Annotated in this window: 11 protein-coding genes; 8 read left to right on the top strand and 3 right to left on the bottom strand. The window is 62.4% G+C overall.

Annotation, left to right across the window (positions count from 1 at the left end):
* Positions 1-179: 179 nt before the first annotated feature.
* From RM6536_RS04620 to RM6536_RS04600, 5 genes are all read left to right on the top strand, one after another.
* Entirely contained in the window at positions 180-797 is a 618-nt protein-coding gene (locus RM6536_RS04620) for a hypothetical protein (RefSeq protein WP_005504391.1), read from the top strand.
* Positions 797-1,831, top strand: coding sequence for an inorganic phosphate transporter (locus RM6536_RS04615; RefSeq protein ID WP_060824240.1), 1,035 nt, complete (start codon positions 797-799; stop codon positions 1,829-1,831). Before RM6536_RS04620 ends, RM6536_RS04615 begins: the two co-directional genes overlap by 1 nt.
* 142 nt (positions 1,832-1,973) lie before the next feature.
* Entirely contained in the window at positions 1,974-3,032 is a 1,059-nt protein-coding gene (locus tag RM6536_RS04610; RefSeq protein WP_060824239.1) for a glycosyltransferase family 2 protein, read from the top strand.
* Positions 3,033-3,034: 2 nt separating this feature from the next.
* On the top strand, positions 3,035-4,762 hold the full coding sequence (locus RM6536_RS04605) for a polysaccharide pyruvyl transferase family protein (RefSeq protein ID WP_060824238.1): 1,728 nt from the start codon (positions 3,035-3,037) through the stop codon (positions 4,760-4,762).
* 138 nt (positions 4,763-4,900) lie between these two features.
* Positions 4,901-6,226, top strand: a complete 1,326-nt coding sequence (locus tag RM6536_RS04600) for an FUSC family protein (protein WP_060824237.1) — start codon at positions 4,901-4,903, stop codon at positions 6,224-6,226.
* A 90-nt stretch (positions 6,227-6,316) separates the two neighbouring features.
* Here the strand turns inward: RM6536_RS04600 and radA are convergent, their stop codons facing one another.
* Positions 6,317-7,759 (bottom strand): DNA repair protein RadA, encoded by a 1,443-nt coding sequence (gene radA / locus RM6536_RS04595; protein ID WP_060824236.1) that lies wholly within the window; start codon positions 7,757-7,759, stop codon positions 6,317-6,319.
* Positions 7,760-7,966: 207 nt separating this feature from the next.
* Between radA and disA the strand changes: the two genes are divergently transcribed.
* The gene (gene disA, locus RM6536_RS04590; RefSeq protein ID WP_060824235.1) at positions 7,967-9,043 is read left to right on the top strand and encodes a DNA integrity scanning diadenylate cyclase DisA; all 1,077 of its coding nucleotides are present in this window, start codon (positions 7,967-7,969) and stop codon (positions 9,041-9,043) included.
* A gap of 152 nt (positions 9,044-9,195) precedes the next feature.
* Positions 9,196-9,420 carry a hypothetical protein gene (locus RM6536_RS04585; RefSeq protein ID WP_060824234.1) on the top strand — a complete coding sequence of 75 codons (225 nt, stop codon included), beginning with the start codon at positions 9,196-9,198 and terminating at the stop codon, positions 9,418-9,420.
* 87 nt (positions 9,421-9,507) lie between these two features.
* Here the strand turns inward: RM6536_RS04585 and RM6536_RS04580 are convergent, their stop codons facing one another.
* Complete coding sequence (locus tag RM6536_RS04580; RefSeq protein WP_060824233.1) at positions 9,508-10,293, bottom strand: hypothetical protein; 786 nt, start codon at positions 10,291-10,293, stop codon at positions 9,508-9,510.
* A gap of 93 nt (positions 10,294-10,386) precedes the next feature.
* On the opposite strand from RM6536_RS04580, the gene RM6536_RS04575 reads away from it, so the two are divergent.
* Positions 10,387-11,439: an A/G-specific adenine glycosylase gene (locus RM6536_RS04575; RefSeq protein ID WP_060824232.1), complete on the top strand. Its 1,053-nt coding sequence runs from the start codon at positions 10,387-10,389 to the stop codon at positions 11,437-11,439.
* 121 nt (positions 11,440-11,560) lie between these two features.
* Here RM6536_RS04575 and RM6536_RS04570 read toward each other — a convergent pair whose 3' ends face one another.
* Entirely contained in the window at positions 11,561-14,131 is a 2,571-nt protein-coding gene (locus RM6536_RS04570; protein ID WP_060824231.1) for an ATP-dependent Clp protease ATP-binding subunit, read from the bottom strand.
* Positions 14,132-14,975: the final 844 nt, after the last annotated feature.

Raw genomic sequence — 14,975 nt, 5'->3', positions numbered from 1 at the left:
CCCACCGTTTTTGTTTAAAACCGTCATACGGAACCGCAAACAGGTCGGCGCAGCAACATTTGCGGGCCGGCACAATAACATTTGCGGGTCGGTACTATAACGTTTCCGGGTCGGGCACTCGTGAGATACGCGCGGGCTATGCGCACCCGTAGCCCCCAATACTGGTTAGACTGGGAACTATGCTACACCGACTTTTCCCCCACGCTAACGAATCCCTCGCCTCCCTCGCTGAAATTTCAGCGCAGGTCGGTGAGGCGGCGGCATTGCTCTCTGAAATGGTCGGCTCCCCCGTCGCGGAGTACCCCGAACTCTTCGAACGCATGCTCACCCACGAGGCGGACTCCACGAACCTGCTGTTCCGTACCCTCACCGAGGTGCGCAGCTCCTTCTCCCCGCCCATCCCGCGTGAAGACCTGTACACGCTGGCGCGCAAGCTCACCAACGCCGTCGAGAAGCTCACCAGCGCCGCGCACGTGCTGTCCCTGCACAGCATTGACGGCTTCGCCACGCACATCACCTCAATCCTGGACATTATTCAGCGTCAGGCGGTGCTGACCGCCGCCGTCATCCCCAAACTTGCCGATATTCGCGGCCTCGACAACTACTGGATGGACATGCTGCGCATCTCCCGCCAGGCGCTACGCACCGCCGAAGAATACGACGCGTACATTGCCGAACGCTACACCCCCGAACGGTACCGCCGCTACGCCACCTTCCTGGCGCAGCTGACCGCCGCCTCCAACGCTATGCGTGATGTGTCTGCCGAGATCGGCCGCATTATCGTTCAGGAATCCTAATGTTCCTGGGTCTTCTAGCCTGCTGCGCCTTCATTGCCGCGGTCTACGTTACCGGTGTGCACGACGCCTCCAACTCCGTCGCTGTTCCGGTGCGTACCCGCGCCCTCGGCGAGCGCTCCGCCCTGTACCTTGCCGCGCTCTTCAACGTGCTCGGCGTGGTCGGTGCGTTCCTGCTGCTCGGTGAGTATTCCGCCTCGTGGGTGAGCGCCCCGGAGGGCATCACCGGCCTGAACGGTATCGTTGCGTCGCTGCTGGTCTGCGCTATTTGGGGTGTGCTCACCTGGTTCCTGAGGCTGCCGTCCTCCTCGACCCACGCGCTGGTGGGTGCCCTCGCCGGTGTGAGCTGGTGGACCCAAACGAGGATTGACAGCGCCGCTGAGGGGTTCGGTTCGCTCGCATTCCTGCCGCATATTTTTGGGGCGACTCTGTTGCCGCTCTTCTACCTGCCGCCGCTCATTTTTCTGCTGTCCTGGCTGATGGTGGTGCCGTTCTACCGGCTGGTGGTCGGCCATAACCCGCGCCTGGTGAATCAGCATGCCCGCGAGGTGCTGGCGGTGTCTGCCTCCGCAATTTCACTGCTCCACGGCCTGCAGACCGGCTACCTGTACCTGCTGCTGTGGGCGCTGCTGAGTGAACGCATCATGGATCCGGCGCTGATTCAATCCCTTACCTGGGGCGGGATGCTGCTGGGCACCTTCATTATTGCCCTCAGCCTGGGTGCAGGTACGCTGACCGGTGGCCGCCGCATCGGCTACACCTTCGCCTACAAGATGGTGCGCCTGGACCCGTTCCGTGGCGCGGTCGCTCAGGGTACGACCGCGGTGGTGCAGGTGCTCGGCTACTTCCTGCTGCAGGTGCCGTTCTCCTCCTCGCATCTGGCGACGGCATCGGCGCTCGGCGCGGGCGTGAACCAGCGCTTTAACGCGCTGAAATCCAGGATTGTTCTGCAGATTCTTCTGGTGTGGCTGGTAACCATTCCGGCGTGCTTTGTGCTCGGTGTGCTGGCGATGGTGGCGCTACAGTCCATCAGCTAGTTTTTAGGGACGGTGTATGCCTCTGTGTGCCTGCTGCTGCGGCATGCACGGGCGGCAGGTTGAGTCTGAACAGTGCACACCTTCATAATGGGTTGAGTTCTTGGGCTGGCACGGGCCCGCTCACCCTCGACTGATTGTGGTTATGTCTTCCCCTACCGTAGCTATTCTGGTCCGCACGAAGGACCGCACCCGCTTCTTGAGCCGCGCGCTGGAGAACATTGCGCAGCAGACCTTCACCGACTACACGGTCTGCGTGGTCAACGACGGAGGCGACGAGCAGGCAACCCGCGCCGTCATTGAGGCTTCCCCGCTGGGCCCCGGCCGCGTGCAGCTGCTGACCACCGCTGGCGACAACATGGAGGCGGCGTCCAACGCCGGTTTGGCGGCGACCACCTCCGAGTACGTGGCGATTCACGATGACGACGACCTGTGGGCACCCGAGTTCCTGGAACGCACCGTCGCGGCGCTCGAAGAAAGCGGCGCGCTCATGTGCACCACCCGCGTTGTGGAGCGATACGAACGCAAGAACGCCGAGGGCGAGTTCGAGGTGTACGAGGAACGTATTTTCCACGACGGGCTGCCCAGCGTCGGTTTGCAGTTCCTGTTCCGCACGAACCGTGCCGTGCCGATTGGCATTCTCTACCGCCGCAGCCTGCACGAGCTGGTCGGTTTCTTTGATGAGTCCCTGCCGGTGGTCGGCGACTGGGAGTTCAACATGCGTGCCGCCTCCGTTGCGGATATTCTGCTGGTGGATGAGCCGCTGGCGTACTGGTCACTGCGCCCCGATGCGGAGGGCGCCGAGGCGAATAGCGTGAAGCGTCAGGCTGAGCATGCCCGCTTCGATTCGATGGTGCGTGCCCGCGCTATCCGCGAGGATCTGCAGGCGGGTGCCCGACCGGGTGCGTACCTGTACCAGGCGCATTTGGCGGCTGACCTGGAGCGCCGCGTGATTGACGGGCACGATCTGACCCGCGAATCCCTGGACATTCTGCGCTCTATCGAGAGCCGCCTGGAGCGTATCGAGGCTCGTCAGCAGGCTATTGAGAGCCGCCAGCAGAGCATTGAGGAGCGCCTGCGGGTTCTCAAGCACCTGCGCACCCCGGGCCGCGCGCTGCGTTCCTTGGCGAAGCGTTCCCTCAATCAGCGGTCCCTGGTTCGTCGCGGTACTGAGGCTGAGTCGGCAGAGCAGAAGGGCGCGTAGCCATGACAGAGAACAATCATTCTTCTACAGCGCTGCCTTCTGCAACACCGCGCGTGCTCGTCATTGGCGATATCGGCCAGCACACCTACCACGTGGGTGACGAAGCCATGACCATTGCGAGCGCTCAGGCGCTTTCCGAAGGCGGCGCGGCGGTCACCCTCATGACCCGCGATGTGGGGCATTCGGCGCGCTATATCGGCGCGGTAAATCGTGAGGTGGCAAATCATGAGGCGGGCGCACCCTACGAGTACCTGCCGTTTTTCCTCTTCCCCTGGGCACCGGCTGAACGCGAGCTGACCCTCGCGGCGCTCGAGTGCATCCTGGCACAGCTGCACGCTGACCGGGAACGCCCATCCACCGCTGAGCTGACAACCCTGCCGCAGGTGCAGGCACTGCCGCAGGTGCTGCATCCGCTCGAGCAGACCGTTGAGCGCATGGTGGATTTTGCGGATTCTATCGCCGCCATGGACGCGGTCGTGGTCTCCGGCGGCGGCAACCTCAACTCCCGCTACGGCTGGCTGCTCTACGAACGCGCCGCCGCGGTGCGTGCCGCCGAGCATGCGGGCGTGCCCGTGTACGTGACCGGTCAGTCCCTGGGCCCGGTCCTGAACCCGCACGATGCGCAGGTTCTGGAGCGCATGCTGCACACCGCCCGTTCGGTGACGGTTCGTGAGCGTTCTTCCCTCGCGTGGTGTCGTGAGCGGGGTATCGATGCGCGCCTGAGCGTGGACGATGCCACCGACTACCTGGCGGCTTCCCCGGCGCGTACCCTGCACTATGCGGAAGGCGTTTCCGCATGTCAGGTACTAGATGACCTGCCGGAGCGCTACGTGTGCGTCACCGTCAACGAGTGCACCGAACAGCAGGCGCAGCAGATTGCGCGCCTGCTCGATAGCATGTGGCGCGAGCACGGCTACGCACCCGTGTTCCTGAGCCATTTTGGCGACCCGCTGAACCCCGAAAGCGGCGATATTCAGGTACACCAGCGCATCACTGAGCGGCTCAGCCCCTCCACCCCGGCGACCCTGCTGCCGATCCTGCACGCAGACCAGAGCGTTACCGTGCACCGCGGGGCGGCGTTCACGCTGACCAGCCGCTACCACCCGGCGGTGTTCTCCGCGGCGGCGGGTATTCCCGTGCTCGCCCTCGTGCCGGATGCCTTCACGCAGATGCGTGCGGGTGGCGCCCTGAGCCTGTACGGGCTGGGCGAGTTCACCCTGCCGTTGGGTATGCTCGCCGGTGGTGTTCCTGAGCTGATGGTTGCCGCTGCCCTGCGGCATGCTGCGGTGGCATCGGATGCACGCCGCGCCGAGCTGCTGGAGGTGTTGCGCACCGAACGCGCCTACCTGCTCGCGCAGATTCTTGCGCCTGATGCAGAAACTCGCGGCGAGGCAGACGCTCGCGGCAACGCAGAAGCACCCGCGCCTTTCCCCGCCGTGGAGCAGGTCCCGGCGCTCCCCGAGCCGTTGGGTGCAACCGTCCGTGCCGCACGCAATCTCTTCACCGAAACCTCCCTCACCGCGGGGTTCGAATGGGCGATGTCTGACCGGGCGCACTCCTGGGACGCCGAGCACCGCCGGCAGCTCGAACGCGCCCGCGCACTCGGTGGTGGGTACAGCGCGCACGGTGCGGAAGAAACGCGCCCCGTCACCGTTGAGCCTGAGTCATCTTCTGAGGTACCTGTCCAGCCGGGTCTGCTGGCGAGGGTAGCGCGCCGCCTCCGCGGCTAGGTTGCGTAACGGGGGCTCGAACAGCGGCTTTATTAGATTTCCTCGAAAAACGCGGCTACGGGCAAGTACAGGGCGCGGGGTCTCTCACACTTCAACCCAACACTCCCTAACCCCCTTGTGCACCGCATATGCGCCGGTATGATGGTGCCCATGGCACGATTCGCAGACATTCTACGCACTACTGAACAGAACACCCGACAGTTCGTCCGTGAGGGTGTTCACCGAGTCCGAGCAGACTTCTTTCAGTCTGTGCAGATTGTTGCGGCGTCTATGGGCGCTTGGCTTTTCGCTGAGCGCGTCCTGGGCCACCACGAGCCCATTTTCGCGCCGGTCGCTGCCCTCGTATCCCTGGGCTATGTGAGCGGCGCTAAGCATTCCCGCCGAATCCTTGAGGTCTCCTTCGGCGTGACCCTCGGCATTCTCATTGGCGACCTTCTGCTGATTCTGCTCGGTCACGGTACCTGGCAGGCGGCAGTGGTGCTTTTCTTGACCGTGATTATTGCCCGATTTATTGATAAGGGCATTATTTTTACGATTCAGCTCAGCTTCCAGGCCTGTTTCACGTTGCTACTGCCCGTGCCTGATGACGCGTTCACCCGCAGTTTCGACGGCATTGTCGGTGGCGCCTTTGCGTTCCTCGCCATGTACCTGATGCCGCGTGACCCGCGTAAGAACCCGCGTGCCCGCGCCCAAGCTCTCATGGATGCGTTCGCGAAGGTTTTCCAGCTGTCCTCCGAAGCGATCCGCTACTACGACTACAACAAGGCGTACCAGAGCCTGCTCGATGCCCGCGCCCTGCAGCCGCTCTACGACAGCTGCCGAGGCGACCTGATTACCGCGCAGGGTATGAATGAGCTGTCCTGGAATAGCCGCAAGAGCAAGGGCGAGCTGGCGCGCATGTCGAAGACTCTTGCCGCGGTAGATTTGGCGATTCGTAACGACCGCGTGCTTAACCGCCGCATGGCGTCCACGATTCACCACGTGCAGCTACGCACTGCCGCGCAGATTTCACTCAGTGACGCACTGACCGAGCTGTCGCTGGCGGCGCAGAGCCTCGGCCTGGGCATGTCTGCCCCGACCGAAAGTGAACGCGAACACTACATGATGGAAGCCCGCAAACGCATGATTAAGCTTGCAGGCACCCTCGAGCCGCGCACGATGGGTGTGGCAACCTTTGAGGGTGAGTCGCTGGTGCTGATGCTCCGCCTGATCGTGGTGGACTTTATGGAGGCAACCGGCATGTCTCACAAGGACGCCGTGGCGGTTCTGGTGCCCCTGGGCGAGGCGGTTACGCAGCATGCGCCGCGTACCTCGGCGATTCCGATTGTTGATACTGACATGGACGACTCGATGGTGGTTGACGATATGACCGATACCGCGGTCAACGCCCACCGCACGAATAAATTGAATACCCGTTCGATCAACATTATGTTGCACGAGAACGAGGAGGAAAGCCGCTCTTAGCGGTGTTTCTACAGAGGGGGCTCCCGGTGGTATTTACGCCAGCCGGGAGCCCCCTCCTCTGCTATCTCCATGCTGTTGATGCGCGGGCGGCTACTTCTGCGGGAAGAGCAGCGCGAGCGCCTCGCCCAGGGTGGTCACCTCACGCACGGTCACGCCCTCGGGCACATCCCCCACGCCGGTCGGGGAGGCGGGTACCAGCACGTGCGTGAAGCCCAGGCGGCCGACCTCTGCAATACGCTGGCGGATGCCCGGCACAGCGCGCACCTCACCCGCCAGGCCGACCTCGCCGAAGACCGCGAGCTTGCGCGGCAGCGGCTTATTCTGTGCCGCCGAGGCAAGCGCCATGACGCACGCCAGGTCGGCGGCAGGCTCAGCAATCTTTGCGCCACCCACCGTGGAGACGTAGCAGTCGAGCTTGCCCACATTCAGCCCGGCGCGGCGCTGCAGCACCGCCAGCAGCATCTGAATACGCGCCGAATCCAGGCCCGAAACGGTACGGCGCGGGGCAGGCGCCACCGCCTGATCCAGCAGAGCCTGCACCTCCGCGAGCAGGGGGCGGCGCCCCTCCATCGTGACGGTCACGCAGGTGCCCGCCACCGGGTGCGGGGTACTCGAAACGAACATGCCGGAGGGGTCCAGCACCGGTGCGATGCCGTCCTCGTGCATGTCGAAGCAGCCCACCTCATCGGTGGGTCCGAAGCGGTTCTTAATGGCGCGCAGCATGCGGATATTTGAGTGCTTATCGCCTTCAAACTGGCAGACCACGTCCACCAGGTGTTCGAGCAGGCGCGGGCCGGCGATGGTGCCTTCCTTGGTCACGTGGCCCACGAGCAGGGTGCACATATTGCGTTCCTTCGCGGCGGCAATCACGGAGGCGGCAACCTCACGCACCTGGGTCACGCCGCCGGCGCTACCCTCAACTTCTGCGGAGGCGAGGGTCTGCACGGAGTCAATGACCAGCAGGGAGGGGTTGACCTGTTCAATATGCGCCAGGGCGGTACCGAGGTCGGTTTCGCTGGTCAGGTAGAGGGTGTCCGCGATGGCGCGGATGCGGTCGGCGCGGAGTTTGACCTGCGCGGCGGATTCCTCGCCGGTGATGTACAGGACGGGGCGCGGCGGCTGGGTACTGTGTGCCAGGGTATTTTGTGCCGGGCTCTGCCCCGCATTCCCGGCGGTGCCGCGCGCGAAGGTGGCGGCGACGTCCAACAGCAGGGTGGATTTGCCCACGCCGGGTTCGCCCGCCATGAGGATAACCGCGCCGGGCACGAGTCCGCCGCCGAGCACGCGATCGAATTCGGGGTTTCCGGTGCTCATGTAGGCGGCTACGCGCGAGTCGACTTCTGCGATGGGCTGGGCGGGTTTCTGCACGCTGGATGCGGCGCGGGTACGCGCGCGGGTGCCCCCGGCGGCTTCTTCGACGGTGCCCCAGGTTTGGCATTCGCCGCAGCGGCCTACCCATTTGGCGGTGGTCCAGCCGCATTCGGTGCAGCGGTAGGCGGGTGCGGTTTTGGTGTTTTTCGTGCGCGCGGTCATGGGTCTATTTTAGGGTCTGGGGCGATATGGTGCGCGGTGTTTGGTCACGGCGAAATGGGGTACCGCAGAACACATTTTTACCCTTAAATGCAGATAGTTAACTCCCATGCACCCCGTATAAATATCGAGAATATCCGTTCGCTTTTGAGGCACTTTAGCCCGCCGTTCCGCCCCTGACCTGGCTCAATAACCACCCTTATGGGTACAATGTTTTTTGTGCAGATGAATTATAGTGACCTATTGCTTAAAACTATCGCCCGAATCGCCCCCGGCACCGAGCTCCGCGAGGGCCTGGAACGCATCATGCGTGGCCGTACGGGTGCGCTCATCGTACTCGGTTCCGACCGCACCGTATCCTCCCTGTCTTCGGGCGGTTTCAACATCGACACCGAGTTCTCGGCAACCCGCCTGCGCGAGCTGGCGAAGATGGATGGCGCTATCATCTGCGACCGCGACGCCACCCGCCTGCTGCACGCCGGCGTACAGCTCATGCCGGACGCTTCCATTGACACGAACGAGTCCGGCACCCGCCACCGCACCGCCGAACGCACCGCGATTCAGACCGGTTTCCCGGTGATTTCGGTGAGCGCGTCGATGTCCGTGATTTCAGTGTACGTTGACGGCACCCGCTACATGGTTGAAGACAGCCAGTACCTGATGGCCCGCGCAAACCAGGCGATTCAGACCCTTGAAAGCTATAAGAAGCGCCTGCGTTCGGTGCTCTCCAGCCTGTCTGCCCTGGAGATTGAATCGAGCGTTTCCCTGGGCGATGTGGCGATGACCCTGCAGCGCATGGAGATGGTGAACCGCATTATCCGCGAGGTTAGCCACTACGTGCTGGAGCTGGGCGTGCACGGCCGCCTGATTGCCCTGCAGCTGGAGGAGCTGCGCGCTCCCGAGATGACCGCTAGCGACCTGATTCTGCGCGACTACCTGCCCGAGGTGAACGACGAACTGATTACCGCTGGCGTTGAGGCGCTTCAGAACCTGGACGATATGGACATCGTAGATTTGCGCACGATTGCCCGCACTGTCGGCTTTGGTGAGAACCCCGACCTGGAGCTTCCTCTGCAGCCTCGCGGTTTCCGTCTGCTTGCCGGTATTCCGAGCATCCCGAACGCTATTTCTGAGCGTCTGGTGGAGCGCTTCGGCAGCCTGCAGGCTCTGATGGCGGCGTCCCTTGAGGATCTGCGTGCCGTGGACGGTGTGGGTGAGGCTCGTGCCCGCACGGTGCGTGAGCAGCTGTCCCGCATGGCGGAGAGCAGCCTGGAGAAGTACCTCTAAAAAGACCCATACGAAAGCCCCCGCGCCGAAGAAGAACCGGCACGGGGGATTTTTCTGACCTTACGAGAACCTTTTGCATTATGATGTAGTGAAAGCGGAGTTCCCTCCGCTCCCTGATGTCTCAAGCATCATGACACCCCAAGGAGGTCACAATGTCGTACTCACGAACTAAGCGCCCGGTCCCGTTCTTCGTGTGGGCGTCCCCCATTCTCTTTCTGATTTACCTGCCGTTGCTGTGGTTCAAGGTCATCCCCAACTCTTTTGAGGTGACTGACCTGTCCACCCTGCTGTTGGCGGCACTGCAGTGGACCGCTTTCGGTAGTCTGCTCGGGTACCTGGGCGAGCGCCGCTTCGCCAAGCCCCGCGCCTCCAAGTAATAACCAGGCAAAAGCTAATGCCCCCGCGCCGGAGAATATCCAGCACGGGGGCTTTACGCGCCCGCTCAGGGGGCGAAAACTAGTGAGCTACTGAATAATGAAGTTCACCGGAGCCGAGCTCACACCATTGACGGTCACCGCAGCCCAGTAGGAACCCTTCTGAGCGGTCGAAGCAGAAGAGCAGCCCAGAACGTTGATCTTACGATCCCACGCCAGGTCGGTTGCGCCCTCAGCACCTGCGGCCACCTCAGACTTCTGAACGGCGGTCGCCGCGCACAGGCTGCGGGTGTACACCTGAGCCGCACCGGAGGTAATCTTCAGGTCAACGCCGGTGTTCGCGCCCTCACCGCCCACAGCGCAGGGGGTCTTCGAGGAGTTCGTGTAGGTCACGTGGAAGGACACCTGCTCACCGGCCGCGAAGACACGCTTCGCGGGGGTGACGGTCACCTTCAGGTCGTTCGCGGTACACGCCGCAACAGCAGCCGCAGTGGTCACGCTCGGAGTCTGTGCGGGGGTAGTCGGGGTCGCCGCGGGAGTAGTTGCCGCGGCGGTGGTCACGCTTGCAGAGGGAGTAGCAGAAGCGGTCACCGAGGGGGTTGCCGAAGCACTAGCCGACGCGGTTGCAGAAGCAGTCGCGCTAGCGGACGGGGTAGCCGAAGCAGTTTCGGAGGGGCGAGCACTGAAGCTCTGGAAGGGCGCACCGGAAGGCGTCGCAGTGGAGGCTACAGTGGCGTCCTTCTTGCCGTTAATCATGCCGACCATGGAGGTCACGCCGGCAACCAGTAGCAAAATAATAGCGAGCAGAGCAATAACCGCCACGATACGACGGCGGCGGTACACTTCGGGAGGCAGAACGGGACCATTTTCAGACATACCTTTAAGGATACCGGGTTTAACCCTGAGATTCACAGTGAACTCTGTTCATGCAGTTTTGGGAATATATGCCCTGTGGCGTAGGCTTTTCGGATGACCTCAGAGCCCAAACGCACCGCACGCACGCGCCCCGAACCCACCCTGCCCGAAGGCACGAATACCGAGGCGCTCCACCACCGAATCAACCGGTGGTTCCTCGACCAGGCACGCGATTTGCCGTGGCGTCGTGACGAGTGCACCCCCTGGGGCGTGATGGTCAGCGAGTTCATGCTGCAGCAGACCCCCGTCAAGCGCGTTCTACCCGTGTGGGAGGAGTGGATGCGCCGCTGGCCCACCCCCGCCGACCTTGCCGCCGAGCCCGCCTCGGAGGCGGTGCGTGCCTGGGGCCGCCTGGGTTACCCGCGCCGTGCGCAGCGTCTGCACGGTGCCGCTGTGGCGATTGTGGAGCAGCACGGCGGTGAGGTGCCCGCCGACTACGAGGCACTGCTGGCTTTGCCGGGCGTGGGTTCCTACACGGCGGCGGCAATTAGCGTGTTCGCGTTTGGTCTGCGCGCCACGGTCATTGATACGAATATCCGCCGCGTGCATGCGCGCGCTGTGTCCGGTAAGGCTCTACCCTCCCGCTCGTTGACGGCGGCTGAGACTCGCCTGGCGGAGGCGCTCATGCCCGCCGACACCCCCACCTCCTGCCTGTGGAATGCGGCGACCATGGAGCTCGGCGCGTTGGTCTGCACGGCAAAGTCCCCGACCTGCGAGCTGTGCCCGGTGGAGGATCTGTGCGCCTGGGTTGCGGCGGGCAAGCCGGAGGCGGACTACACCCCCAAGGGTCAGAGTTGGCACGGCACGGACCGTCAGGTGCGCGGGGCGGTCATGGCGGTGCTGCGTGCGGCGCATGAGCCGGTGAATCGCGAGCTCATCCTGGGTGCGGGTGTAGCCGCTGCTGGCGGCACGGCTTCGCCCGCTGCAGCTTCTTCGCCTGACTTGGTGTTCCCCGCGGATGCGCCCGCCGCGGTGCACCGCCCGCTCAAGGCGCTGTATGCGCTCTCCCCCGCCGCCGAGCAGCTGCAGCGCTGCTACGCGGGGCTGCTGGCGGACTCTCTGGCACGCGAAGTCACGCAGGGTGATGCAGTACTCGTCTCGCTCTAGTACCCGCCGCAGAAAGGCTTCTGGAGCCTACAGAAGACAGAAAACGCCTGTGGGGCGGTACCGGATCATTCCGATACCGCCCCACAGGCGTTTAGTGCGATAGAGCCTAGCTACCTAGGGCTTAGTCCCCACCCTGACCCTCTCGAGCCTCAGAAACAGGTGCCTTAGCTGCGGGAGCCTCAGCTTCGTTCAGTTCCTGCACCGAGTCCAGCGACAGCTCCTTCATCGGCTGAGAAGAGAAGACGAACTTCGCGGAGTCGCCCTCACCCTCAACGTCCACGGTGATCTTCTCACCGGGCTTGATGTCACCGAAGAGAATCTTCTCGGACAGGGCGTCCTCAATGTTGCGCTGCATCTCGCGGCGCAGCGGGCGAGCACCCATGGACGGGTCGTAACCCTTAGTCGCCATGAGAACCTTCGCAGCGTTGGTCAGCTCAATAGACATATCCTGCTCCGCCAGGCGCTTAGCCAGGCGACCCACAAACAGGTCCACAATCTGCAGAATCTCAGACTCGGAGAGCTGCGGGAAGACAATGATGTCATCCACACGGTTGAGGAACTCGGGGCGGAAGTGCTCCTTGAGGTTCTCCATCACGCGTGCCTGCATGCGCTCGTAGTCGGCGGTTGCGTCGTCCATCGCCTGGAAACCAACCGGGATGCGGCGGTTCACGTCACGCGAGCCCAGGTTGGTGGTCATGATGATGACGGTGTTCTTGAAGTCCACCACGCGACCCTGCGAGTCGGTCAGGCGACCGTCTTCCAGGATCTGCAGCAGCGAGTTGAACAGGTCGGCGTGAGCCTTCTCAACCTCGTCGAACAGGACCACGGAGAAGGGCTTGCGGCGGACCTTCTCGGTCAGCTGGCCGCCCTCATCGTAGCCAACGTAGCCGGGAGGCGCACCGAACAGACGGGAGACGGTGTGCTTCTCCTGGTACTCGGACATATCCAGGGTGATGAGCGAATCCTCATCGCCGAACAGGAACTCGGCAAGTGCCTTGGCAAGCTCGGTCTTACCCACACCGGTCGGGCCGGCGAAGATGAACGAACCACCGGGGCGGCGCGGGTCCTTCAGACCTGCGCGGGTACGGCGGATAGCGCGGGACAGTGCCGCGATAGCGTGCTCCTGGCCGATGACGCGCTTGTGGAGCTCCTGCTCCATGGTCAGCAGGCGGCTGGACTCTTCCTCGGTGATCTTGTAGACCGGAACACCGGTGGAAGCGGCCAGAACCTCAGAAATAACCTCGGGGGTCACGGTGCCGAATGCGTCGCCGCCTTCGCGCCATGCCTTCTCGGCTTCTTCCTTCTCAGCCAGAACCTTCTGCTCCTGATCACGCAGGCCTGCGGCCTTCTCGTAATCCTGGGAGTTGATGGCGTCTTCCTTCTGCTGGCGCAGCTTGGCGGCCTTCTCGTCGAGCAACTTGATTTCCGGCGGTGCGGTCATGCGCTTGATGCGCAGGCGTGCGCCCGCCTCATCAATCAGGTCGACAGCCTTATCCGGCAGGAAGCGGTCAGAGATGTAGCGTGCCGCAAGGTTCACGGCAGTCTCGATAGCCTCGTCGGTAATGGTAACGCGGTGGTGTGCCTCGTACTTATCGCGCACACCCTTGAGGATCTGCACGGCGAGCTCCTGAGAGGGCTCCTCAACCTGAATCGGCTGGAAGCGGCGCTCCAGGGCAGCGTCCTTCTCAATGTGCTTGCGGTACTCGTCCAGGGTGGTTGCACCGATGGTCTGCAGTTCGCCTCGAGCCAGCATGGGCTTGAGGATGGAGGCAGCGTCAATCGCGCCCTCAGCGGCACCGGCACCAACGAGGGTGTGAATCTCGTCAATGAACAGGATGATGTCGCCGCGGGAGCGGATTTCCTTCAGAACCTTCTTCAGGCGCTCTTCGAAGTCACCGCGGTAGCGCGAACCTGCGACCAGGGAGCCGAGGTCCAGGGTGTACAGGTGCTTGTCCTTGAGGGTCTCGGGGACGTCACCGTGCACGATAGCCTGTGCCAGGCCTTCCACGACGGCGGTCTTACCGACGCCGGGCTCACCAATCAGCACGGGGTTGTTCTTGGTGCGGCGGGAGAGGACCTGCATGACGCGTTCCATCTCCTTGTGGCGACCAATGACCGGGTCCAGCTCGCCCTCACGTGCTGCTGCGGTGAGGTTGCGGCCGAACTGATCCAGGATGGTCGAACCCGCGGGAGTGCCTTCGCGAGAGTTACCTGCACCCACGCCGGCGGTTTCCTTTTCACCGGAGTTGTTGCCGGGGTAGCCGGAAATCAGGTCCATAACAGCCTGGCGCACGGCTGCGGGCTCAGCGCCCAGCTTGACCAGCACCTGGTTTGCCACGCCCTCGTTGGCACGAACCATGCCCAGCAGGATGTGTTCGGTGCCGATGTAGCCGTGGTTCAGCTGAATAGCCTCGCGCATGGACAGTTCGAGAACCTTCTTCGCGCGCGGGGTGAAGGGGATGTGGCCGTTAGGCGCCTGGGGGCCGGGGCCGACGATGTCCTGAACCTGTTCACGTACTGCGTTCAGGGTAACGCCCAATGATTCCAGGGCGCGAGCACCGATGCCTTCGCCCTCGTGAATCAGACCGAGCAGCAGGTGTTCGGTACCGATGTAGTTGTGGTTGAGCATGCGTGCCTCTTCCTGGGCAAGCACCACAACGCGCCGAGCTCGATCGGTAAAGCGTTCAAACATTTACGCACTCCTTGCATTTTCCTATTGATACAAGAGTACGTTGAGCGCGGCCGAAAGGGCGGGCTGATGGGCATCTGTTCGCCATCAAGAGAACAGATAAGCTGTTCGAGGCGTTTGAGGCGCAGTTTCGGGGTGGTTTCGGGGCTTCTGGCAGGGAGGCGCTACGGGTGGGTTCTGAGGGGCTGCGGCGTCGATACGAGGGCTTGCAGAAGAGGGGAACCCACAAGAAGCCACATAGACCAACACCCAAACCGCTTGTTTCCTGCACGTGCATGAATATATTGCAGAAATTTTTAAAAATTTATATGTTTAAGTGAGAAATTTCAATAATTCGCAAAAAACATTTGCCGGATAATACGGCGCCTATTTCCCGGATAATTCCCGCATCATTTCGGCGTCCCCTCAAGAGATAATCTGCCCGTTCCGAATACGTTCCGAAAGAGCTACCGAAGATGCAGGGTCCCCAATTATTCGAGAATTTCAGTCGGTACATTCCAGCCTCCTCGATGGAATACTCGACTCAACGACCGCGTGAATATCACAGCGCATATCCCCCGCTTTGAAGAGATTAATGCACCAACACCTTTAGTGTTCCTGCCAATGCATGAAATCTAAATGGGGAGCCCGAACTCGATACCAAATTGCGCATCCGATTCCCCGCTCTTCCTTCTGACAATTTCAGAAGCGAGCCTCAGCAAAGGATCAATATATTTTACATGTAAATAGTTAATTGGGGTGGGCGACATAAAAACATCCCCTCCCTCCGCAGATATGTAACACATATCAAGAAATACCGAGGCAAAGCTAAAGGCGGATGGTGTTATCACCATCCGCCTTTAGCGCC

Origin of the sequence: Rothia mucilaginosa (genome assembly GCF_001548235.1) — a bacterium.
GTDB classification, from domain to species: Bacteria; Actinomycetota; Actinomycetes; order Actinomycetales; family Micrococcaceae; genus Rothia; species Rothia mucilaginosa_B.
This window is presented reverse-complemented; position numbering and strand designations above follow the sequence as displayed.